Source organism: Neisseria subflava (assembly GCF_003044645.1).
GTDB classification, from domain to species: Bacteria; Pseudomonadota; Gammaproteobacteria; order Burkholderiales; family Neisseriaceae; genus Neisseria; species Neisseria subflava_B.
Map to the genome: position 1 here is coordinate 85,410 of NZ_POXL01000003.1, position 22,231 is coordinate 107,640.

The following is a 22,231-nucleotide window of genomic DNA, read 5'->3' on the forward strand; positions in this document are numbered from 1 at the left end:
GGGACAAAAAGGCCGTCTGAAAACAGGGTTTAAATGTTTTTCAGACGGCCTTTTGAGTGTTGATGCGTTTATTTGGCAGGGACGGCAGGCAAGGAACCGTTTAAGAGATATTGAATGGTTTCTTGAACCGTACGGATGGCATTGCCAAAAGGCAGCGGGTCTTTACCACGGAAAAACAGGCCTTTATCGACTTCGCCACGGAATGCGGCGGAAAGTTGGATGTCGATACAGAATTGACCGGCTTTGGCCAAACCGTCGCGCAAACCGCAGCTGGTCAGGCAGTTCAGGCCTTGGGTGCAACGGCGCGGATCATTTTTGGCGTTGGCTTGCAATTTGGCTTCGCGTTTGATGTAGCTGTCGAGGAATTTGGTGCGTACGCCACGCGCAGGCAAACCGGCGACAGACATGAATTCAACCACTTTTTCGGTTTCTGCACCGGCGAGCGTTTTTTTGAAGTTGATGTGGGCATCGCCTTCCTCGGTTACGGCAAACGCGGTACCGATTTGGACGGCGGATGCGCCCCAGTTTTTCAAGGCTGTTTTGACTTTTTCAAAGTTTGCCATACCGCCGGCGAGTACCAACGGGATTTTTTCGCTTTCCAAACCTAAGTTTTTGAATACTTCAAATGTCTCTTCAATGACGCGTTTGAACTCGAATTTGGCATCGTTCACGCCGTCAACGGTTGCTGCACCCAAGTGGCCGGCCGCGTGGGCAGGGTGTTCAATAACGATGGCATCGGGCAAAACGCCTTTTTTCATCCAACGTTTCAAAACGATATTGATACCGCGTGATTCGGACAAAATAGGGAAAAGGGCGACATCTTTGTGGTAGCCCTCGGCCATTTCCGGCAAATCCAAAGGCAAACCTGCGCCCATCACAATCGCGTCTGCACCGGATTCGCAGGCCTGACGGACGTAGGCGGCATGGTCTTTGACGGCTTTCATGACGTTGACGGCAATCATGCCCTTGCCTTCTGAATCGGCTTTGGCTTTTTTGATTTCGCGGTCAAGCGCGATGCAGTTGAGGCGGGTGTATTTTTCTTCGCTGGAGTCAATTTTTGATTCGGCCAGCAAATCTTCGTGCAAGTGGCGCAAATCGACGCTGGCGATGGTACCTACGCCGTTTTCGCGCGCAACCGCGCTGGAGAGTTTTGATGCGGAAACGCCTACACCCATACCGCCTTGTACGACGGGAATCAGTGATTTGCCACGGATAATCAATGGGTCAAAGTTGTTTTGCATGGATGCTCCTTCATAGATTCTGGATGGTGCCGTCTGAAATCCTATGAAATGGATTGGATAACGGGCTGATGTGTATATAAATAAGTGTGTTTTTCGCCGCCGTTTTTCAGACGGCATGAGGCGTGTTTTTAAAATTTTAGGAATTATACTCTAAGTTAGTGTAAAAATTAGAGTATTAATACAGTTTTTTTAAAGAAAAAATTGAAAAGTCTTGTTAATAAAGGAATAAATTTTATAATGGGTTGGATTGGGGAGGAGAAATTGCAAACAAAATCTACAAAGAAAAAGGCCGTCTGAAATTTCAGACGGCCTTAAGTATAGGAATCGGACAGATGTCGGATTACATTTGTTTTTTAGCAGCATCAATGGCGCGTTGGTCAGGGTTGATCAAGATTTCAACGCGGCGGTTTTGTGCGCGGCCTTCAACAGTAGCATTGGAGGCGATTGGTTGACGGGAGCCGTAACCGAAAGTGCTCAAACGGGTGCTGCTTACGCCACGGGATTGCAGGAAGGTAGCAACAGATTCGGCGCGGTTGCGAGACAATGGCTCGTTGATGGCGTCGTTACCGGTGTTGTCGGTGTGGCCATTGATGGTCAAAGTCGTGTCAGGATATTGAACCAAAGTTTGCGCAGCGGTAGACAAGGCGCTTTGAGCATGGCCGCTCAGGGCAGCGCTGCCGGTAGCGAAGGTTACGTTTTCAGGCATAACCAGTTTGATTTGGTTGCCTTGACGTTCAACTTCGATGTTGGTGTTGGCCAAGCTTTGACGCAGTTTTTTCTCTTGGTAGTCCATGTAACCGCCGATACCGGCACCTACTGCACCACAAGCCAATGCGGAGTTACGTGCGCCTTTACCACCATGGGTCAGCGCACCAACGATGCCGCAAACAGCCGCACCACCTAAACCGTACATGGCGGTTTTGCTGGCGGATTGTTGGCCGGTAACAGGATCAGTTACACAGCCGGTGAGAGCCAAAGGAATCGCAGTGGCAATAACGGTCAGGGGTTTCAAGAATTTCATGTCGTATCCTCTTTTTAGATGACGGCCCGGGCCGTCTGAAAAAATGAATAAAAACCGCGTGGGTCATTACGGATTTATGATACCCAATATCCGAAACGCAAAAGAATGGGTTTAACCCGATATTACGAAAATATTTGCCAGTTAACATAATCCTGAAGCATTTCTGCATTTCTCCGACAGTTTGGTCATTTTGCCGCGAAATAACAAGCAAAGTTTTTTACAGTTTCTTCCGTTTTTTCTGCTTGCGGCGGTACCAGTTGACGAATGCCCATTTCAATCTGACCTTGACATCGTATCCCACTGAACCTGCACCCAGTATGAGCAAAACGGCGGAAACGGGCAGGGCGAAATGATGGCCGACCAGATGATAACCCCATGCGCCAACCACGCCACCCAGCAAAAACGACAGCATTAAGCCGCTTAAAAGCCACATTTTCGGTTTGTTGACGCGGACGTGCGGCAGGCGCGGATGATGCTGTTTTGAGTAATAAAGCGCGCGTGAAATTTCAATGCCCAAGTCGGTCGCCGTGCCGGTCATGTGGGTGGAGCGGATGGCGCCGCCGGAAAGAAGCGTGATAACCGTATTGTGCATACCCATAATAAAACACAATAAAAACAATGCCAAAGACGGCATAATAAAATCAGAGCCGCCAAAATCCCATTCCATCGCAGCAATACCGAACCAACCGAATATCAACAGATAAACTGCTTCCAGCCACATGGAAAATCCAAAGCTGCCACGGAAACGCATTTGCTGCGTCCACAAAATCACCCAGCCCGAATGCGCGGCTCCAGCAACAAAACATAACACGCTGATTGTGGCAATAATGGCCACACTCCACTCTTGAAGATACAAAACATCTGCCAACAGCGACATTGAGCCGGTAACGTGGGAGGTATAACGTGAGAACGCGAAGAAGCCGCCGGCATTAATCGCGCCGGCAAGAAAGGCCATGATGTAGCCCAGCCGTCTGAAACGGGCATCGGAAATATTGTGTTCGTGCAGATACGGGCGATCCGCCTGCCAAAACGGCGGCGTGTGTTGCCTGTGGTGACGCAATCGGTAGGAGTGGGGAGGTTTGTCAGTGTTCATTGAGTGGGTTTAAAGTTAAACATTCATACAGAGTGTATTTTATATGCAACTGTCTGCCGATAAGAACAAATAATATAAAGTGTCCCCAAGTTGCCACACTTGCCCATTGTAAGATGAAGGCGTACATTAATAGCCATACATGAGTATAAGGAAACATCCGATGAATCCTATCCGCCTGACCTTATTGATTGGTGCTGCCGCATTACTTGCCGCCTGCGCCACCACGCCTGAGCAAAAAGCCGCACGCGCCCAAGCGCAGAAACGCTATGAGCAGGATCTTCAAGTACATCTTGCCGCCCAATGCGATCAGGAAACTGCCGCGCTGATCCGCCGCAAATTTGACGAAGAAGGCAAACCTGGTGCTGCAACCGCGGAACAAAAAGCCTTCCGCCTCAAATATATCGACAAAGTTTCCGATCCGATGTTCCAGGCCTGCTACAAAATGGCATGGCAAAACTATATTTCCCAAGAACAGCTGCGCGAAGCCCGCTACTATCGCTATTACGATGATTGGGGCTATCCGTTTGGCCGTTATCCTTGGTGGTGGTAAGGTATTAACAAATTTTAGGGCCGTCTGAAAGCATATATTTATTGGTTTCAGACGGCCTAAGGTTTATTGAAACGGCAATAACGTTTACAATAGCCGCCTATTCAAACACAATACCCACCACCCATGAACATCTGGCTTGGACAGCGACACGCGCCCAAATTTCCGCAAGGAGCCGCCGTAACCATCGGCAACTTCGACGGCGTACACCTCGGGCACAAACACATTCTACAAAAACTCAAACGAGAGGCAGACCAGCGCGGTCTGCCTGTTGTCGTTGTTGTTTTTGAGCCTCAGCCCAAAGAATTTTTTGCGCGCAAAGCCGGGAAAAAGCTGCCTTACCGCATCAGCCCGCTGCGTACCAAATTGCGCCTTTTGCGTGAAACCGGCTGTGTGGATGCCGTTTGGGTCTTGCGTTTTAACCAAGCTTTCTCCGATATGAGCGCACAAGCGTTTATCGACCAACTTTTGCGCCAAACGCTCAACACGCGTTATCTGTTGATTGGCGACGATTTCCGTTTCGGTGCCGGTCGTGAAGGTTGTTTCGAGCTTTTGGCTCAACAGCCCGATATGCAAACCGAGCGCACGCCGTCCGTTATCGTTGAAGACATCCGTACCAGCAGTACCGCCGTCCGCCAAGCCCTTTCAGACGGCAAGTTGGAATACGCTAAAAGACTGTTGGGCCATGATTATGTGTTGAGCGGAAAGGTCAAGCACGGACAAAAACTCGGCCGCACCATCAACGCGCCTACCGCCAATGTACAGCTTCCTCCGTATCATTATGCGCTAAGCGGCGTATTTGTCGTTGAGGCAGACGGCACATTCGGTACGCGCCGAGGCGTTGCCAGCTTTGGTTTTAATCCCACTGTCAGCAACAACCGATCGCAGAAGCTGGAAGTCCATCTGTTCGATTTCAACGGCGATTTGTACGGCCAGCGTATCTTCGTCCGCTTCCTGCACAAACTGCGTGACGAGAAAAAATTTGAGAGTATCGAAGCATTGAAAACCCAAATTTTGCAAGATATGGAAGATGCGAAGGTTTGGAAAGTATAGAAACGCTTCTAGAAGCTTATAAAATCAAGACAATTGGGCTACAATAAGTCCTTTGAATTTTTTCAGACGGCCTGTCCTTTTCAAAATGAGCAATCAGGCCGTCTGAAACCGAAATACCGCAACAATAGAGATTAAAAAATGACCGATTACAGTAAAACCGTAAACCTGCTCGAGAGCCCGTTTCCAATGCGCGGCAATCTTGCCAAGCGCGAGCCTGCATGGCTGAAAAGCTGGTACGAGCAAAAACGCTACCAAAAACTGCGCGAAATCGCTAAAGGCCGTCCGAAATTCATTCTGCACGACGGTCCTCCGTATGCCAACGGCGACATCCACATCGGTCATGCCGTCAATAAAATTCTCAAAGACATCATTATCCGCAGCAAAACCCAAGCCGGTTTTGACGCGCCTTATGTACCGGGTTGGGACTGCCACGGTTTGCCTATCGAAGTGATGGTAGAAAAACTGCATGGTAAAGACATGCCTAAAGCCCGTTTCCGCGAATTGTGCCGCGAATACGCCGCCGAACAGATTGCCCGTCAGAAAAAAGATTTTATCCGCTTGGGTGTGTTGGGCGACTGGGACAATCCTTACCTGACCATGGATTTCAAAACCGAAGCCGATACCGTGCGTATGCTCGGCGAAATCTACAAATCCGGCTATCTCTACCGCGGCGCGAAACCGGTTCAATTCTGCTTGGACTGCGGCTCTTCCTTGGCTGAAGCCGAAGTGGAATATAAAGACAAAGTATCGCCTGCGATTGACGTTGCCTATCCGTTTAAAGACACTGCCGCGCTTGCCGCCGCATTCGGTTTGGCAAGTATTGAAGGCAAAGCGTTTGCCGTTATCTGGACAACCACGCCTTGGACTTTGCCTGCGAGCCAAGCTGTTTCAGCTGGTGCAGACGTGGTGTATCAACTGATTGATACACCTAAAGGCAAATTAGTGTTGGCCAAAGATTTGGCAGAAGATGCGCTCAAACGTTACGGCTTTGCTTCAGACAACCTGAAAGTATTGGCAGAAACCACAGGCGACAAGCTGGAAAACCTGCATATGAATCATCCGTTCCTCGAACGCGATATTCCCATGCTCAACGGCGACCACGTTACCACCGATGCCGGTACCGGCTTGGTGCATACTGCGCCTGCGCACGGTCTGGAAGACTACGCCGTCTGCAATAAATACGGCATCGAGCTTTACAACCCCGTCAACGTTGAAGGCAAGTACATCAGCGAAACGCCGCGCGTTGCCGGCATGAGCGTTTGGGATGCCAATCCTGTTATCCTGCAATGGTTGGAAGAAACCGGCAACCTCTTGGCAAGCAGCAAAATCGAACACAGCTACGCACACTGCTGGCGTCACAAAACGCCGTTGATTTACCGTGCGACCGGCCAATGGTTTGTCGGTATGGACAAAGCCGGTGCCGATGGTAAAACCTTGCGCGACAAAGCCATCAAAGCCGTTGATGACACCGAATTCTTCCCATCATGGGGTCGTGCGCGTTTAGAAGCCATGATTGAAGGCCGTCCTGACTGGGTGGTTTCACGCCAACGCTATTGGGGTACGCCGATGACTTTCTTTGTTCACAAAGAAACCGGTGAGCTGCATCCGAACTCTGCCGAGTTGTTGGAAGAAGTTGCCCAAAAAATCGAAGGAAAAGGCATCGAAGCATGGTTCTCTCTTGATAAGAGCGAACTCTTGAGCGCGGAAGATTGTGAAAATTACGACAAACTTTCCGACACGATGGACGTGTGGTTCGACTCAGGTTCGACCCATTATTCCGTCTTGAAACAACGCGAAGAATTGGAATGGCCGGCTGACTTGTACCTCGAAGGCAGCGACCAACACCGCGGCTGGTTCCAATCCTCCATGCTGACCGGTTGCGCCTCATCAATGGGTCGCGCGCCATACAAACAGCTGCTGACCCACGGTTTCGTGGTTGACCAAAACGGCCGCAAAATGTCGAAATCCATCGGCAACGTCGTCGCGCCGCAAGAAGTTTACAACGAATTCGGCGCGGACATCCTGCGTCTGTGGGCGGCATCCACTGATTACAGCGGCGAATTGGCGATTTCCAAAGAAATCCTCAAGCGCGTTACCGAAAGCTACCGCCGTATCCGCAATACCTTGAGCTTCCTGTTTGCCAACCTTAGCGACTTCAATCCTATTGAAGATGCCGTGCAACAGGCAGACATGGTGGAAATCGACCGCTACGCCGTGGTATTGGCGCGTCAGCTGCAAGAGCGTCTGGCAGGCGATTACTATCCGCGTTATGCCTTCCACTTTGCCGTAAAAGACATTGTTTCTTTCTGCTCGGAAGACTTGGGCGCGTTCTACCTCGATATCCTGAAAGACCGCCTATACACCACCAAAGCAGACAGCCATGCACGCCGCAGTGCGCAAACTGCCCTGTATCACATCACACGCAGTTTGGTTCTGTTGATTGCTCCGATTTTGTGCTTTACTGGAGAGGAAGCATGGGACATCATCGGTGGTGGAGAAGAAGACAGCGTCCTCTTCCACACATGGCATGAATTCCCATCTATCAATGAAAAAGCCGAAGCTGAATTGGTGAAAAAATGGACGGCAATCCGAGAAGCCCGCGAAGCAGTAACCGCCGCCATCGAGCCTCTGCGTACGGATAAAACCGTTGGTTCTTCATTGCAAGCCGAAACCGAAATTACGGCTCCGGAAGAAATTGCCGACTATTTGAACACTTTGGGCGAAGAGTTGCGTTTTGCTTTGCTGGTGTCTAAAGCCGAAGTGAAAGTAGGTGATGAACTTACCGTTACCGCCAAAGCCAGTGACGGCGAAAAATGCGAACGTTGCTGGCACTACACCCACGATGTGGGCGCAGTTGCAGGCCATGAAACCATCTGTAAACGTTGTGCCGACAACGTTGATGGCAAAGGCGAAGACAGACATTACGCTTAATTGTTTGGTCTAAGATAAAGGCCGTCTGAAAACTTTGAAAATAGGTTTTCAGACGGCCTTTGTTTATTGAATCTGTTTCGTATAGCGAATAGATTTTGAAGGGTAATTGGGATTTGTGATTTAGGTAAAATGCAGGATGGGGTTTCAAGTTATTGTGGGGTAGAAGTTTAATTGCAAAAAATGACTCTTACTTCAGAGAAAATTTGTTGAGGATATAGGAATTACGAATAATCATTTATCTAGAATTGAGATCAATTATTACAATTTTGGATTCGTAAGTCTTTAATAAAACAATGAGGTATTATATGCGCCCTAAAGATAAGTTTGACATCAATGCTTGCAAAAAAATTAAGGACTGCAACGATGAGGAATTAATTGAGATGGGGGAGTGGCTCTCAGGATGGTTGGGAGATGCGAACTTTCCTGTTTTTAGCGAAATTATTGAAATCTTTGTAGAAAGACAAGATACATTACTTCCATTCGTTTCAAATATTTTTTACTCAAATGATAGTATATGCATTTATTGGGTTTTACTTGAACTTTATCCAAAATTATCCTATCAAAACCAAGTAGCCTTAACCATTGATTTGAAGCATTGTTTTCATAATATTTCAGAAAAATTAACTTTGGATGAAGATGATGAAAACCTTAAAGAAATCTTGGAAAAAGTTTTAAATTAAGGTAGATGTATATTTAATGATTTTGGAATAATGTATTGTTGGAGAGTACCTTTCAAAGGATCTTACTTATTCGATGTGTTTTGAACCTTCAAATAGCCTTATATTTGCATTTTCTCATTAAACAGAAACTATATTCCTTATTCGTTTTATCCAAAATAAAAGGCCGTCTGAAACAAGTTTTCAAACGGCCTTTAGCTATTCTATCGCTAAGTAGAAATTAGCGGGCAGAGCAAGAGGTTTCTACTTTGTTGCCATATGGGTCAGTGAAGCCGAAGAATGCTTCGCTGCCTTTTTGATGCCATTCAGCGCCTTTGCCGAACAGGCCTTGGTTGGCAACATAGCGTTCGCCTGAACCTGCAACGGCAGAAGACAGGGTGGCAACTTTGTCGTCAAGGCGTAATTCAACTTGATCGGTGCTCAGGTTGCGGACTTGTACAGACAGGCCGTTTTCGCAGCTGAATGATTGAACACGGCCATGGTTGTGCATGACATGATGTTGGTGGCTATGTTCGTGTGCATGATTGTGCTCATGACGTTGACCATGGTCATGGCGATGGGCTTCAGGTGCGGCGCAGGCAGCGAGGCTCATGGCGGCGGCAATTGCAAGCAGGGCTTTTACTTTCATTTTTGACTCCTATGGTCAGTATTGAAGGAAGAATGTAGCGGCATGTTATAAATATCTTTATGGCTTCACAATAGGGATAACCATTATTTACTTTTTCTTCCTGTTTTTGGGAGTATGGCAGGATTTTTTGTAGTTTTGATATGAATGATTAATGCCGTTTGAAAAAAAGCCGCACTTGCGCTAGAGGTAAACGAAAGTGCGGAAAATTCAGAGAGTTACATTGAAATATGGGTTGGGCCGCTTAACGCTGGCGTGCTTTAAAACGGGGATTGCTCTTGCAAATAACGTACACTTTGCCTTTTCGGCGGACAATTTGGCAGTCGCGGTGTCGTTTTTTTGCAGTTTTTAGGGATGAGAGGACTTGCATCATTTATCCTTTCTGAAGGAAGACATCATGGATTGGTAACGTTGGTTGAACTTGCTGGCGCGGCCTTCGACATTAACGTTGCGTTGTTTACCTGTGTATACGGGGTGGGACGCGGAAGAAGTATCAAGCGAAAAGAGGGGATACTCTATGCCGTCTTTCCAAACCATGGTTTTTCCGTGGGTATTGGCACATGAACGGATGAGCCATCCTTGGTCTGCGCCGCTGTCGTAAAACAGGACGGTACGATAGTTGTCCGGGTGGATATCGGGTTTCATTTCTTTCTCCAGTGAGTGTTATGGTATAACATTATACTCCTAGAAAAAGAGCAGGCAAGTGTTTTTTGTTTTTCTTTATCACGGGATTGCGGCATTTTGATAAAATATGCGGTTTCAGACGGCCTTTTTTTCATGAGGCCGTCTGAAACATTTTGTTTTCTGATGATAGGAATATGATGTATCTGCATAAGGGTTTCAGATTGGGCGGTGCGGTAAGCAAGGTAATGCCGATTGTCCATGTATTGTCCAAGCTGGGGCTGTTGTTTTCATTGCTGTTGGCCGTGCCGACACTGATGTCGTATTTTTATCACGACAGCGCATTTTTCGTGTTTGCCTATACGGCTTTGACGGTATTGCTGGTATCGTGCGTTACTTGGGTGCTGACTTTGCGTTTCAACCGTGAGTTGCGGCCGCGTGACGGATTCACCCTGGTACTGATGCTGTGGCTGGCTTTTGCTGTCGTGGCGGCGATGCCGATTTATTTCTATATGCCGTCCATGAGTTTTACTGATGCATTTTTTGAAGCGATGTCGGGGCTGACGACGACAGGTGCGACAGTGATTTCCGGCTTGGATACGCTGGCGCCGTCTGTAAACTTTTGGCGGCACATGCTCAACTGGCTTGGCGGTATGGGTATTATCGTGCTGGCTGTGGCGATTTTGCCGATGTTGGGCGTGGGGGGCACGCAGCTCTTCAAAGCGGAAATTCCGGGTATGGATAAAGAAAGTAAGATGGCGCCCCGCATTTCGCAAGTGGCCAAACGGCTATGGTTTGCCTATGCGCTGACAACTGCTGCGGCTTTTTTATCCTTACATATTGCCGGTATGGGTTGGTTTGATGCCTTGTGCCATGCGATGTCGGCAGTGGCCTTGGGCGGTTTTTCGACACATGATGACAGCGTTGCCTATTTTGATTCTGTGGCAGTCGAATGGACGTTGATGTTTTTTACTGTCTGGGGCGGTATCAATTTTGCCAGTCACTTTACTGCGCTGGGCAACCGCTCTTGGTGGGTGTATTGGAAGGATGAAGAATGCCGCACCATGCTGCTGGTTTTGTTGGGCAGTATTTTGATTTCGGCATTGTATCTGTGGCAGCAGGACGTGTACCAGAGCCTTGGCGAAGCTTTGCGCTTTGTCAGTTTTAACTTTGTGTCCATCGGATTGGCCAGCGGTTTCTCCAATGCCGACTTTGCACAATGGCCGCTGATTGTGTCGTTATGGATGTTTTTCCTGTCGAACGTCTTGGCAAGCTCAGGCTCTATGGGCGGCGGTATTAAAAACGTGCGTGCGTTGGTATTGTTTAAATTCAGCTTGCGTGAAATGCTGATTTTGCTGCACCCGCGTGCGGTTCGTACGGTAAAGGTCAACAATCGCTCCATTCCGGATCGCATGGCGCTGACCGTCATGTCGTTCATCTTTATTTACTTTATGACGGTCATCGTATTCAGTTTTCTATTGATGGCGGCAGGCTTGGACTTTTTATCTGCCTTTACGGCAGTCATTGCCTGTATTACCAATGCAGGGCCGGGATTGGGTGCTGTCGGTCCGTCGCATAATTATGCCGCGCTGAGCGATGTGCAGAAGTGGCTGTGTACGGCGGTGATGTTGTTGGGACGTTTGGAGATTTTTACTGTTTTAATTTTGTTCACTCCGGCATATTGGAAGAAATAAGTGTAGAAAAAGGCCGTCTGAAATTTCAGACGGCCTTTTTATAAATAGCTGAATTTAAGCGTATTGTTTGAGCAATTCTTTAAATTGTTCACCGGTTTCAGAGTGTTTCAGACCGTAAGCCACAGTCGCTTCAAGGTAACCCAATTTGCTGCCGCAGTCATAGCGCTTGCCATCAAACGCATGAGCCAACACAAACTCATGGTCGAGCAGGCGGGCGATACCGTCTGTCAGTTGAATTTCGTTACCGGCACCGCGGGGCAGGTTGGTCAACAAGTCAAAAATACGCGGAGTCAGGATGTAGCGGCCGACAACGGCGAGGTTGGAAGGCGCTTCTTCCGGTTTGGGTTTTTCAACGATGTTGATAATACGTTGATAGTTTTTCAGCTGCTCGACTTCGACAATACCGTAAGAACCGGTTTGGGAAGGATCGATGGTTTCAACGCCTAAAACGCTGTTGCCACTTTGGTTATACACGTCAACCATTTGTTTTAGCGCGCCTTTAGGCGCATCAATCAAATCGTCTGCCAAAATAACGGCAAAAGGTTCATCGCCAACAGCAGCTTGAGCGCATAGCACGGCATGGCCTAAACCCAATGCTTCGGTTTGACGGATGTACAAACAGGTAATGTTGGAAGGCAGGATATCGCGAACGTGTGCCAACAGTTTGTCTTTTTGACGCAATTCCAATTCGGTTTCCAACTCGTATGCTTTGTCAAAGTGGTCTTCGATGCTGCGTTTGTTACGGCCGGTGATGAATACCATTTCGGTACAGCCGGCTTCAACCGCTTCTTCAACTGCATATTGAATCAGAGGCTTATCCACGATAGGCAGCATTTCTTTGGGGCTGGCTTTGGTTGCAGGCAAGAAACGGGTGCCCATACCGGCAACGGGGAAGACGCATTTTTTAATGGGTTTCATATTATTATCCTATTTTAACTGTGGGTTTATACCCCAAAAAGTGTAAAGATGTAGTCGTATGTAACAATAATACCACATGATAAAGTATCAGACGGTCTGAAAAGGAGGATTGGTCATAGATACTGTCTTATCCCAGCAACGACAGCAATTCCTCTTCGCTCAAGATGGCTACGCCCAAAGTTTGGGCTTTTTCCAATTTACTGCCTGCGGCTTCTCCGGCGACAACGTAGTCGGTTTTTTTGGATACGCTGCCGGAAACTTTACCACCGGCAGCCTCAATCATGGCTTGGGCTTGGTCGCGTTTGAGCGTGGGTAAAGTCCCTGTTAATACAAAGGTTTTTCCTGCTATGGTCTCATTGATGCCGTCTGAAATCGTTTCATCTTGAAGCTTAGACAGTGTTTGAGCAAAGAAAGTTTTCATATTTTCAAGCAGGGCTGCGTTTTGCGGTTTACTGCGCCATGTTTGCCAATCGGCAGGCAATGCTTTGTCGGTTTGCAAACCTTCTATGCTTTGTCCGGCAAGCTCCCACAAGTCCAGTGCTTTGGTTTCGCTGATTTTAAAATCGGGCAGGCGGGCAATCCAGCGTTGCGGCTCGGCATGGCGCAACGGCGGGATAGTGACAGCCTGGCTTTGTGGGGCAACACCTACAGCCAGCAGCTCGTCTATCATCGCCTGTTGCGCTTCTTGGGCAAAAAAGTGAGCGATGGAGTGGGCGACCACCGTGCCGATATCGGGCAGGCAGGCGAGGATGGGTTCGGGTGCATGGCGGACGTGTTCCAGTGTGCCAAATGCCTGTGCCAACGTTTTGGCCGTGCGTTCGCCAACGTGACGGATGCCGAGGGCAAAAAGGAAGCGCGCAAGTTCGGGCGTTTTGCTGGCTTCTATGCCTGCAAGGATGTTTTCCGCCCATTTGGTCGGCTGTTTTTTAATGTTTTTGGCAAGCAGGGTATTGCCGGTCTCGCTTTCAAAGTCTTCAATCTCACTGTTTGATGGTTCTTCCTCATTAGCTGACGCTTTATCCGCTGTTTCCTTCATTTTTTGTAGGGTTGGAATATCGAGGCGGTAGAGGTCGGCGAAATGACGAACCAAATCTTGTGCGACCAGCTGCTCGATTTGTTTTTGACCAAGTCCGTCGATATCCATGGCTTTGCGTGAGGCAAAGTGGATTAAACCTTGCGCACGTTGTGCTTGGCAAAGCATACCGCCGCTGCATCGGGCAACCGCTTCGCCTTCTTCACGTTCGATTTCGCTGCGGCAGATAGGGCAATGGGTGGGCAGGCGGTAAGGTTTGTGAAGCGGTTCGACTTGCGTTTTAGAAGATGTTTCGGCAAACAAATCGTCTTGCAGGCCGTCTGAAACAGCAATGTTGGTATCCTGCATTGGGCGGCGTTCAAAAATTACGCGCACCACCTCGGGAATCACGTCTCCGGCGCGGCGTACGACAACGGTATCGCCAACGCGTACGTCTTTGCGCGATACTTCGTCCTGATTGTGCAGGGTGGCATTGGTGACGGTAACGCCGCCGACGAATACAGGTTGCAGGCGTGCAACGGGGGTTACTGCGCCGGTGCGACCGATTTGTACATCAATGGCTTCGACAATGGTCAATGCTTCTTCGGCAGGGAATTTGTGGGCAATGGCCCAGCGCGGCGCACGGGAGATGAAGCCGAGTTCACGCTGTTGCGCCAAGCTGTTGACTTTGACCACCATGCCGTCGATTTCATAAGGTAAAGTAGGGCGTTTTTGCTGCATTTGCTCGTAAAACGCTAATACTTCATTGATATTTGGGAAACAGCCGAAATTGCCATCGGGCAGGCTGAAGCCAAGCTCTTTACAGTAGTTCAACTCTTGCAGGTGTTCTTCTGCGATAAAACCGCCTTGTTGTCGGGCGATGGCATAGGGGAAGAAATGCAGTTTGCGCTGTGCCGTAATGCGCGAATCGAGTTGGCGCAGACTGCCGGCGGCGGCATTGCGCGGATTGGCGAAAGGTTTTTGTCCGTTTTCAGCCTGTCGTTCGTTTAAGGCGGCAAAATCGGCTTTGAGCATCAGTATTTCGCCACGTATTTCGATAAGCTCGGGGATATTTTCTCCATGCAGGCGCAGGGGGATGTTGGATACGGTTTTGACGTTTTGGGTAACGTCTTCACCTGTTGTGCCGTCGCCACGGGTTGCCGCTTGAGTCAATACACCGTCGCGGTACAGCAGGCTGATGGCCAGACCGTCAAATTTAGGTTCGATAACGTATTCCGGTTTTTCTCCGTTTAATCCGCCACGAACGCGTTCATCAAAAGCATACATTTCGGCATGGTCGAACACGCCGTTTTCGTCTTGTGGAGAAAAGGCGTTGGTCAGCGACAGCATCGGTACTTCGTGGCGCACTTCGGCAAAGCCTGCCAAAGGCTCGCCACCGACGCGCTGTGTCGGGCTGTCGGGCAGTTTCGACTCAGGGTGATTCAGCTCCAATGCTTCAAGCTCGCGGAACAATTTGTCGTATTCGGCATCGGGTACGCTGGGCGCATCTAGGGTGTAGTATTCGTAGGCGTAGCGGTTGAGGAGGTCGGTCAGGTATTTGATACGTTGTGCGGTCGGATTCATGAGCAATCGAAATAGAGTTTTCAGACGGCCTGATGATAGAGAGGCCGTCTGAAAATCGATGAATATTGAAGATGAAGGGATTTTACCTGAAAAAAGCGGATATGCCGTTATTGCATATCCGCTTTTTGTTTGGAAAAGTTTAGGAGAACAGGCGCAGGGCTTGTTTGCTGCCGGGTTTAATGCCGACTTTGAGCATTTCTTCCTGACGTGCCAAAACGTAGTTGCGTACGTCTTTGAGCCATTGGGTGGAAACTTCTTCCATTTGGTCGTTAACCAAATCCAAGCTGAGTTGGCCGGAGAGTTTGACTGCCAAGTCCATAAATTTGTCGAAAGTTTTTTCGCCGGCAGGAACATGCGGAATATCCAAAAGCATGCTGAAGCCGAGGTAGGCTTGGTTGTCCAACAGAGGATTGGTAAACGGTTTGTTGTCCAAAGTATGGATGGAGAACAGTTGAGGGTTGTTGTTGTCACCGAAATGGAACGCGCCGTCTTCGCCCAATTTGAAACCGGTCTCTTCTACGGAGGCACGCAATTCTACGCCGCTGATATTGGAATGGGAAACTAAGTGAATAGCGATGGTTTGGTCAACACGCGCACAGAATTGGTCTAAGGCTTGCGCGACTTCGGTGAACGCATCCAAGTCGGTATGCAAAACTTTGCCGTCCATCAGTTGGGCAAAAGCATCAACCTGTTGGTCGAAGTGTTGCAACTCTTCACGCGCGGCCAAACCGTTACGGCTGACAGCTTGCAGGCCCATGACGAAGCCTTGGTAGTAAACGCCCGGAATCGGCTCTGCAACACGGAAATGGTCGTCCATGGTGCAACCGATGATTTGGAAGCGGTGGGTAGAGGAAAGGCGCGGCAGGGCGTGCAATTCTTGGGCTTGTTTCAGGGAGATGTAGGCCATGTAGTCGAAGCGCGGGTCAAACCACGGCAACTCGACTTGAGACAATTCGTCCAAGCTGATCAACGGTACTTGTGCTACAGGCTCGGCTACGGTTTCAACCGGAGCAGAAGTGGCTTCGGCAGGATTTATAGTAATTTCGTTGTTCAAACCGATAACGGTGTGTTCGACTTTTTCTTCAGCGGAGAAATCGTCTTCTACAGTCAGCTCGACATCGGTTTTAAGCTGGGCAGGGTGAGCCAGTTTGGCTTTTGCTGCGTAGATTTCATCTTGCTCTTGCAGGTTGCGCAATGCCTCTTCGGTTTTTTTGTTTTTCTTGATAAACAAACCTTGGCCGCCGGTTTCTTTGCTGTCGCGGACGTGCTTGGTTTTGCTGGTCAAAAGTGCATCCTTATCGGAATGGCCGAATTGTTCGCGCACTTGTTTGCGGTATTGGTTTTCCTGGTACATGTTGTAACCGATGACAGTCAAAAGAGCGGCGAGGGCTAAGACGATGAAAATCATGGAGTAATCACTTTTTAAAAAGGCAGCATTCCATCTTTTTCAGGGTGCGGAATCTTGCTGCGTGGGAAGTTCGTTGGAGCCGGACTTTATGCGTCCGAATGAATAGCTGAATTATAACGAAAATAAACGGTTGTGACAGCATTATGTCTGCCAATCAGTGTTCAGGCCGTCTGAAAGTTATCCGTGCCGGATGGGGAAACCTGCTTTTTGAAGGCGTGGCCAATCGAAGAAATGCCCAGGATCGGTTTTCCTGTCCGGAGCGATGTCCTGATGACCGGTAATGGCCTGAATCAGGTAATGTTCGGAAATGGCGGTCAGCAAGGCTTGCAGGCTGGTGTATTGTGCTTCGGTAAAAGGCTCGAAATCGCAGCCTTCCAATTCGATACCGATGGAAAAGGCATTGCATTTTTCTCTGCCTTGAAACGACGATACGCCGGCATGATAGGCCATGTCGTCGCAGGAAACGAATTGGACGGTTTCGCCCTCACGGCTGATGAAAAAATGGCTGGAGACGCGCAAGGTGTGGATGATGCTGAAGAAAGGATGCTCGTCAGGGTTGATTTGGTTGGTAAACAATTTTTCCACTGCTCCCGTGTTGTACTCAAAAGGAGGAAGGGAAATATTATGGAGGACAACCAATGAGATGTCTTCATCCGGTTCGCGCGGGCTGAAATTGGGCGAATGAGTTTGGCGTGCATTCAGCCAACGGCCGTTTTGCCAAGTGTTTTTGGAAGGGGAATTCATTGTTTCAGACGGCCTTTCGGGATAGGAAAACATAAGTTGGGGAAGGTGGCAGGCGTGGTGCGCTTGTTTTCGGTTATACTGTCGCCCGACACGTTCACAAACCAAGAATCCTACCATGCTGAAAAAATTGTTGAAATGGCTGGCCGTATTTTTGACGGCATTTGCCGCCGTGGTTGCCGCATTGTTGTTTGTTCCGAAAGACAACGGCAAACCATACCGTATTACCATTACCAAAAACCAAGGTATTTCTTCCGTCAGCCGCAAACTGGCTCAAGACGGTATCGTTTATAACCGTTATGTGCTGGTAGCCACCGCGTATGTGATGGGCGTACACAACCAACTCAATGCCGGCTCTTACCGCCTGTCTTCTAAAGTATCGGCTTGGGACATTTTAAAACGCATTAAAAAAGGCCGCCCTGACTCGGTCAGCGTGCAAATTTTGGAAGGCGCGCGTTTTGCCCAAATGCGCCGTATTATCGACAACACTGCCGACATTGCCCACGATACGCGCGGTTGGAGCGATGAAAAACTGATGGCCGAAGTGGCGCCCGATGCCTTGAGCAGCAATCCTGAAGGACAGTTTTTCCCGGATAGTTACGAAATTGATGCCGGTGGCAGCGATCTTCAAATTTACAAAATCGCCTACCGTAAGATGCGGGAAAACCTGCAAGAAGCATGGGACGACCGTCAAAGCGGCCTGCCTTATAAAAATCCGTACGAAATGCTGATTATGGCGAGTCTGATTGAAAAAGAAACCGCGCACGAAGACGACCGCGCCCATGTGGCCGCCGTATTCGTCAACCGCCTGAATATCGGCATGCGCCTGCAAACCGACCCGACTGTCATCTATGGCATGGGCGATGCGTATAAGGGCAGAATCCGCAAAGCCGACCTGCAACGCGATACGCCTTACAATACCTACACGCGCAGCGGTTTGACGCCAACGCCGATTGCGCTTCCCGGCAAGGCCGCGCTTGAAGCGGCGGGTCATCCGTCTGATGAAAAATATCTGTATTTCGTCTCAAAAATGGATGGTACGGGCTTGAGCGAGTTCAGCCACAATCTTTCTGAACATAACGCTGCCGTACGCAAATATATTTTGAAGAAATAAACCGAATAGGCCGTCTGAAACATTTATAATCCCTGTTTCAGACGTCCTTTAAATTGACGATATCCATATGAAACCTAGATTTATTACCCTTGACGGCATAGACGGTGCAGGCAAATCCACCAACCTCGCCGTAATGAAAGCATGGTTTGAAAAACACAAACTGCCTGTATTGTTTACGCGAGAACCGGGAGGCACTCCGGCCGGAGAAGCATTGCGTGAAATCCTGCTCAACCCTGCCACCCAAGTCAGCCTGCGTACCGAAACCCTGCTGATGTTTGCAGCCAGACAGCAACACTTGGAAACGGTCATTGTGCCCGCCCTGAAAAACGGCACGCATGTCGTTTCCGACCGCTTTACCGATGCAACGTTTGCCTATCAAGGCGGTGGACGAGGCGTTCCCTTACAAGATATTGCCACGCTTGAGCATTGGGTGCAGGGCGATTTCCGCCCAGATTTAACTTTGCTGTTGGATGTGCCTTTGGAAGTGTCAATGGCGCGCATCAACCAAACGCGTGAGAAAGACCGCTTTGAACAAGAAGAAGCCGAGTTTTTCAATCGGGTGCGCGAAGTATATCTGCAACGTGCTAACGAACAGCCGGAACGCTATGCCGTTATCGACAGCAGCCAAAGTCTGGACGCGGTAAAAGATCAGATTGAAACCGCGCTAGACAGTCATTTTGGATTGAATGTTTAAGTTTAAATAAAATGCCGTCTGAAAGAAGGGTAGTGTGGCGAAGAAATATTATTACAGAAGTTTTTAGACATAAAACTAAATAAAACGAAATATCAAAACAAATGTAATAAATATCGGTATGCGCCACCAAAAGAACATGATAAAATTACGGTCCCTTACAAAGCCGGTCTGTTAACAACCCGACTTTAGAAATTTTAAACGTCTGAAGCAGCCTGTTTCAGACTTGTTCGCTGTAAAATCTCTCTCGCAAACAGGATCGATAAATGGAAAATTCATTAAAAGAAGCCGCCCTGCAGTTCCACGAATTCCCCGTGCCGGGCAAAATCTCCGTTACCCCAACCAAATCTCTGGCCACTTCTAAAGATTTAGCGTTGGCGTACTCTCCGGGCGTAGCCGCTCCTTGTATGGAAATCCATGCCGATCCGCAAACTGCCTACAAATACACTGCCAAAGGCAATTTGGTTGCCGTGATTTCCAACGGTACAGCAGTGTTGGGTTTGGGCAACATCGGCGCATTGGCCGGTAAACCTGTAATGGAAGGCAAAGGCGTATTGTTCAAAAAATTCGCCGGTGTTGACGTATTCGATATCGAAATCGATGAAAAAGACCCGCAAAAATTGGTAGACATCATCGCTTCTTTGGAACCGACTTTCGGCGGCATCAACCTCGAAGACATCAAAGCGCCTGAGTGCTTCTATATCGAACGCGAATTGCGCAAACGTTGCAAAATCCCTGTATTCCACGACGACCAACACGGTACCGCCATCATTACCGCTGCCGCTGTACTGAACGCTTTGCGTTATACCGGCCGCAAAATTGAAGAAGCGACTTTGGTGTGCTCCGGTGCAGGTGCCGCAGCGATTGCCTGCTTGAACCAATTGCTGGATTTGGGTTTGAAACGCGAAAACGTGACCGTTTGCGACTCCAAAGGCGTGATTTACAAAACCCGCGAAGACAAAGACCGTATGGACGAGTCCAAACAGTTCTATGCCATTGAAGATAACGGCCAACGCGTATTGGCTGATGCCGTTAAAGATAAAGACATCTTCTTGGGTCTGTCCGGTGCCAACCTGCTGACTCCTGAAATGCTGAAAACCATGAACGAAAAACCAATCGTGTTCGCTATGGCAAACCCAAATCCGGAAATTCTGCCTCCTTTGGCAAAAGAAACCCGTCCGGATGTGGTGATCGGTACCGGCCGCTCAGACTTCCCGAACCAAGTAAACAACGTATTGTGCTTCCCATTTATCTTCCGTGGAGCATTGGATGTCGGCGCGACCACCATCAATGAAGAAATGAAACGCGCTTGCGTATACGCTTTGGCTGATTTGGCGATGGAAGAGGTAACTGAAGAAGTGGTTGCCGCTTACGGTAAGAAATTTGAATTCGGTGCGGAATACCTGATTCCTACCCCATTCGATTCCCGCCTGTTGCCTCGCGTTGCTACGGCTACTGCTAAAGCAGCAATGGAAAGCGGCGTGGCTACCCGTCCAATCGCTGATTTGGATGCGTATGCTGCTAAACTGGCCGGTTTGAAATTGTAATCCGGTAAGTAGTATTTGATTGAAAATGCCGTCTGAAAGTTGTATTTCAGACGGCATTTTTGTTTATTGGGTATTTTAGAAATGGCTTAATGCAGCAATCGGAATGAAGAACATGATAATCTGCTGCTTCAAAATGGACTGGGGAATATGGATTGCTTTTTAAGATAGGTTTCTATTTTTGAGCGGCTTTGATTTTGCAGGGTTTATACGGGATTAAATACAATATTTTTGCCAGTTTTTTAAACAACATCAGGCCGTCTGAAATTGGGTTTTCAGACGGCCTGAGTTAATGAAACGGTTTATTTTTGCCAATAGGTTTTGACGTTGACGAACTCGTACAGCCCGAATTCTGATAGCTCACGTCCATAACCTGAAGCTTTGACGCCGCCAAAGGGGAGGCGCAGGTCGCTGCTGGTGTGGCGGTTGATAAAGACAGAGCCTGCTTGGATTTTTTCGGCATATTGCCATGCGTTTGCCGTGTCGGCTGTGTAGATACAGGCGCCGAGGCCGAAAGGTGTGTCATTGGCAAGCGCAACGGCGTGATCCGGATTGTCGGCGCGTAAGATCATGGCAACCGGGCCGAAGACTTCTTCGTGCCAAACGCGGCAGTTGGGGTTGACTTGATCCAATACCGTGGCAGGGTAAAACCAGCTTTCTCCCTCAGGGATATAGCCGCCGCTCAAGCATTGCGCACCGTGTGCAACCGCATCTTGAACCTGCTCGTGAACGGTTTGACGCAGGTCTTGGCGGTGAAGTGGGGCAAGGGTGGTGTTCGAGTCTTTGGGATTGCCGGTTTGCAGTTTGGCACACTCGGCAAGGAAGAGCGGGATAAATTGTTCGGCAATATCTTGGGTAACAACAATGCGTTTGGCGGCATTGCAGGATTGTCCGGCATCGCGAAAGCGCGAATAGCAGGCATCGATGGCTGCGCGTTGCAGATCGGCGTCGGGCAGGATGATAAACGGATTGCTGCCGCCCAGTTCAAGGACGGTTTTTTTCAGATGTCTGCCTGCATGTGCGGCCAGCAGGCGGCCGGTATGGGTTGAACCGGTAAATGCCATGGCATCGGTATCTTCAATAGCTTTAAGCGTGTCTTCATGACTTAACCATGCGCCGATAAGTGGTAAACCTTTGGGGACAAGACTGAATAGGGTTTCGCTGACGCGAGCGACACTGGGCGCAGGTTTGACCGCGCAGGCATTGCCGGCGCACAGGGCAGGGATGGCAAATCGTAAAATCTGCCAAACAGGATAGTTCCACGGCATGACTGCCAAAACAACGCCCAAAGGCTCGAAGCGGACTTGGCTGAGGCTGGCTTGGGTGGCGATGGTTTTATGGGCAAGTAGTTCAGGGGCAAGGCGGACGTAGTAGCGGATAAGCTCGATGGATTTGCTGATTTCGGCACGGCATTCGTGCAGGCAACGGCCGACTTCTTCGCAAACCATTTCGGCAAGGCGTTCCTGGTTTTGGGTGAGGCTGTCGGCAAATTGCTGTAAGAGGGTGGTGCGCTCGATAATGCTTGATTGTGCGAAGGTTTGCTGAAGGGTTTGGAGGCGGTTTAATTCGTCGGTAAATTCAGTGTAGCTTTGTGCTGGTCGGCGGCAAATGGTTTCACCGGTAAAGACATGGGTGCTGTGAAACATGGTTGGCTCCTTTGTTTTTATGTTTTTATGAGGCCGTCTGAAAATGTTTCAGACGGCCTTTCATTGTGAT

At 49.0% G+C, this 22,231-nt stretch carries 19 protein-coding genes; 8 read left to right on the top strand and 11 right to left on the bottom strand.

Annotated elements, in window-relative coordinates; genetic code table 11:
* Positions 1-68: 68 nt before the first annotated feature.
* From DBY97_RS04095 to DBY97_RS04105, 3 genes are all read right to left on the bottom strand, one after another.
* Positions 69-1,241: an NAD(P)H-dependent flavin oxidoreductase gene (locus DBY97_RS04095; RefSeq protein ID WP_107857530.1), complete on the bottom strand. Its 1,173-nt coding sequence runs from the start codon at positions 1,239-1,241 to the stop codon at positions 69-71.
* A gap of 340 nt (positions 1,242-1,581) precedes the next feature.
* Positions 1,582-2,262, bottom strand: coding sequence for an OmpA family protein (locus DBY97_RS04100; RefSeq protein WP_107857531.1), 681 nt, complete (start codon positions 2,260-2,262; stop codon positions 1,582-1,584).
* 217 nt (positions 2,263-2,479) lie between these two features.
* Positions 2,480-3,355, bottom strand: coding sequence for a YoaK family protein (locus tag DBY97_RS04105; protein ID WP_107857532.1), 876 nt, complete (start codon positions 3,353-3,355; stop codon positions 2,480-2,482).
* Positions 3,356-3,515: 160 nt separating this feature from the next.
* Between DBY97_RS04105 and DBY97_RS04110 the strand changes: the two genes are divergently transcribed.
* The 4 genes from DBY97_RS04110 (at position 3,516) to DBY97_RS04125 (ending at position 8,566) form a co-directional block, all read left to right on the top strand.
* Positions 3,516-3,905, top strand: coding sequence for a hypothetical protein (locus tag DBY97_RS04110; protein WP_049331430.1), 390 nt, complete (start codon positions 3,516-3,518; stop codon positions 3,903-3,905).
* Positions 3,906-4,028: 123 nt separating this feature from the next.
* Positions 4,029-4,955, top strand: a complete 927-nt coding sequence (ribF, locus tag DBY97_RS04115; protein WP_107857533.1) for a bifunctional riboflavin kinase/FAD synthetase — start codon at positions 4,029-4,031, stop codon at positions 4,953-4,955.
* 138 nt (positions 4,956-5,093) lie between these two features.
* Positions 5,094-7,886, top strand: a complete 2,793-nt coding sequence (ileS, locus tag DBY97_RS04120) for an isoleucine--tRNA ligase (protein ID WP_107857534.1) — start codon at positions 5,094-5,096, stop codon at positions 7,884-7,886.
* 305 nt (positions 7,887-8,191) lie between these two features.
* Positions 8,192-8,566 (top strand): DUF5071 domain-containing protein, encoded by a 375-nt coding sequence (locus DBY97_RS04125; protein WP_107857535.1) that lies wholly within the window; start codon positions 8,192-8,194, stop codon positions 8,564-8,566.
* A gap of 217 nt (positions 8,567-8,783) precedes the next feature.
* Here DBY97_RS04125 and DBY97_RS04130 read toward each other — a convergent pair whose 3' ends face one another.
* The 3 genes from DBY97_RS04130 to DBY97_RS04140 all read right to left on the bottom strand — a co-directional run bounded on the left by DBY97_RS04130 (position 8,784) and on the right by DBY97_RS04140 (position 9,833).
* Positions 8,784-9,191, bottom strand: coding sequence for an MliC family protein (locus DBY97_RS04130; protein ID WP_107857536.1), 408 nt, complete (start codon positions 9,189-9,191; stop codon positions 8,784-8,786).
* A 241-nt stretch (positions 9,192-9,432) separates the two neighbouring features.
* Complete coding sequence (ykgO, locus tag DBY97_RS04135; RefSeq protein WP_003685279.1) at positions 9,433-9,558, bottom strand: type B 50S ribosomal protein L36; 126 nt, start codon at positions 9,556-9,558, stop codon at positions 9,433-9,435.
* The gene (locus DBY97_RS04140) at positions 9,558-9,833 is read right to left on the bottom strand and encodes a type B 50S ribosomal protein L31 (RefSeq protein ID WP_107857537.1); all 276 of its coding nucleotides are present in this window, start codon (positions 9,831-9,833) and stop codon (positions 9,558-9,560) included. The genes ykgO and DBY97_RS04140 overlap by 1 nt, the downstream gene beginning before the upstream one ends.
* 173 nt (positions 9,834-10,006) lie before the next feature.
* Between DBY97_RS04140 and DBY97_RS04145 the strand changes: the two genes are divergently transcribed.
* Complete coding sequence (locus DBY97_RS04145; RefSeq protein WP_107857538.1) at positions 10,007-11,503, top strand: TrkH family potassium uptake protein; 1,497 nt, start codon at positions 10,007-10,009, stop codon at positions 11,501-11,503.
* A gap of 54 nt (positions 11,504-11,557) precedes the next feature.
* On the opposite strand, the gene galU is transcribed toward DBY97_RS04145, so the two are convergent.
* From galU to ampD, 4 genes are all read right to left on the bottom strand, one after another.
* Positions 11,558-12,421 (bottom strand): UTP--glucose-1-phosphate uridylyltransferase GalU, encoded by an 864-nt coding sequence (galU, locus tag DBY97_RS04150; RefSeq protein WP_107857539.1) that lies wholly within the window; start codon positions 12,419-12,421, stop codon positions 11,558-11,560.
* A 127-nt stretch (positions 12,422-12,548) separates the two neighbouring features.
* Positions 12,549-15,017, bottom strand: coding sequence for an NAD-dependent DNA ligase LigA (gene ligA / locus DBY97_RS04155; RefSeq protein ID WP_107857540.1), 2,469 nt, complete (start codon positions 15,015-15,017; stop codon positions 12,549-12,551).
* 139 nt (positions 15,018-15,156) lie between these two features.
* A complete protein-coding gene (locus DBY97_RS04160) occupies positions 15,157-16,425 on the bottom strand; it encodes a cell division protein ZipA C-terminal FtsZ-binding domain-containing protein (protein ID WP_107857541.1) in 1,269 nt (422 codons plus the stop codon).
* A gap of 177 nt (positions 16,426-16,602) precedes the next feature.
* A complete protein-coding gene (gene ampD, locus DBY97_RS04165; protein ID WP_107857542.1) occupies positions 16,603-17,169 on the bottom strand; it encodes a 1,6-anhydro-N-acetylmuramyl-L-alanine amidase AmpD in 567 nt (188 codons plus the stop codon).
* Positions 17,170-17,284: 115 nt separating this feature from the next.
* Between ampD and mltG the strand changes: the two genes are divergently transcribed.
* From mltG to DBY97_RS04180, 3 genes are all read left to right on the top strand, one after another.
* The gene (gene mltG, locus DBY97_RS04170) at positions 17,285-18,280 is read left to right on the top strand and encodes an endolytic transglycosylase MltG (RefSeq protein ID WP_107857543.1); all 996 of its coding nucleotides are present in this window, start codon (positions 17,285-17,287) and stop codon (positions 18,278-18,280) included.
* A 67-nt stretch (positions 18,281-18,347) separates the two neighbouring features.
* On the top strand, positions 18,348-18,974 hold the full coding sequence (tmk, locus tag DBY97_RS04175) for a dTMP kinase (protein WP_107857544.1): 627 nt from the start codon (positions 18,348-18,350) through the stop codon (positions 18,972-18,974).
* Positions 18,975-19,237: 263 nt separating this feature from the next.
* Positions 19,238-20,518 carry a malic enzyme-like NAD(P)-binding protein gene (locus tag DBY97_RS04180; RefSeq protein WP_083314053.1) on the top strand — a complete coding sequence of 427 codons (1,281 nt, stop codon included), beginning with the start codon at positions 19,238-19,240 and terminating at the stop codon, positions 20,516-20,518.
* Positions 20,519-20,817: 299 nt separating this feature from the next.
* On the opposite strand, the gene DBY97_RS04185 is transcribed toward DBY97_RS04180, so the two are convergent.
* A complete protein-coding gene (locus DBY97_RS04185) occupies positions 20,818-22,161 on the bottom strand; it encodes an aldehyde dehydrogenase family protein (RefSeq protein ID WP_107857545.1) in 1,344 nt (447 codons plus the stop codon).
* Positions 22,162-22,231: the final 70 nt, after the last annotated feature.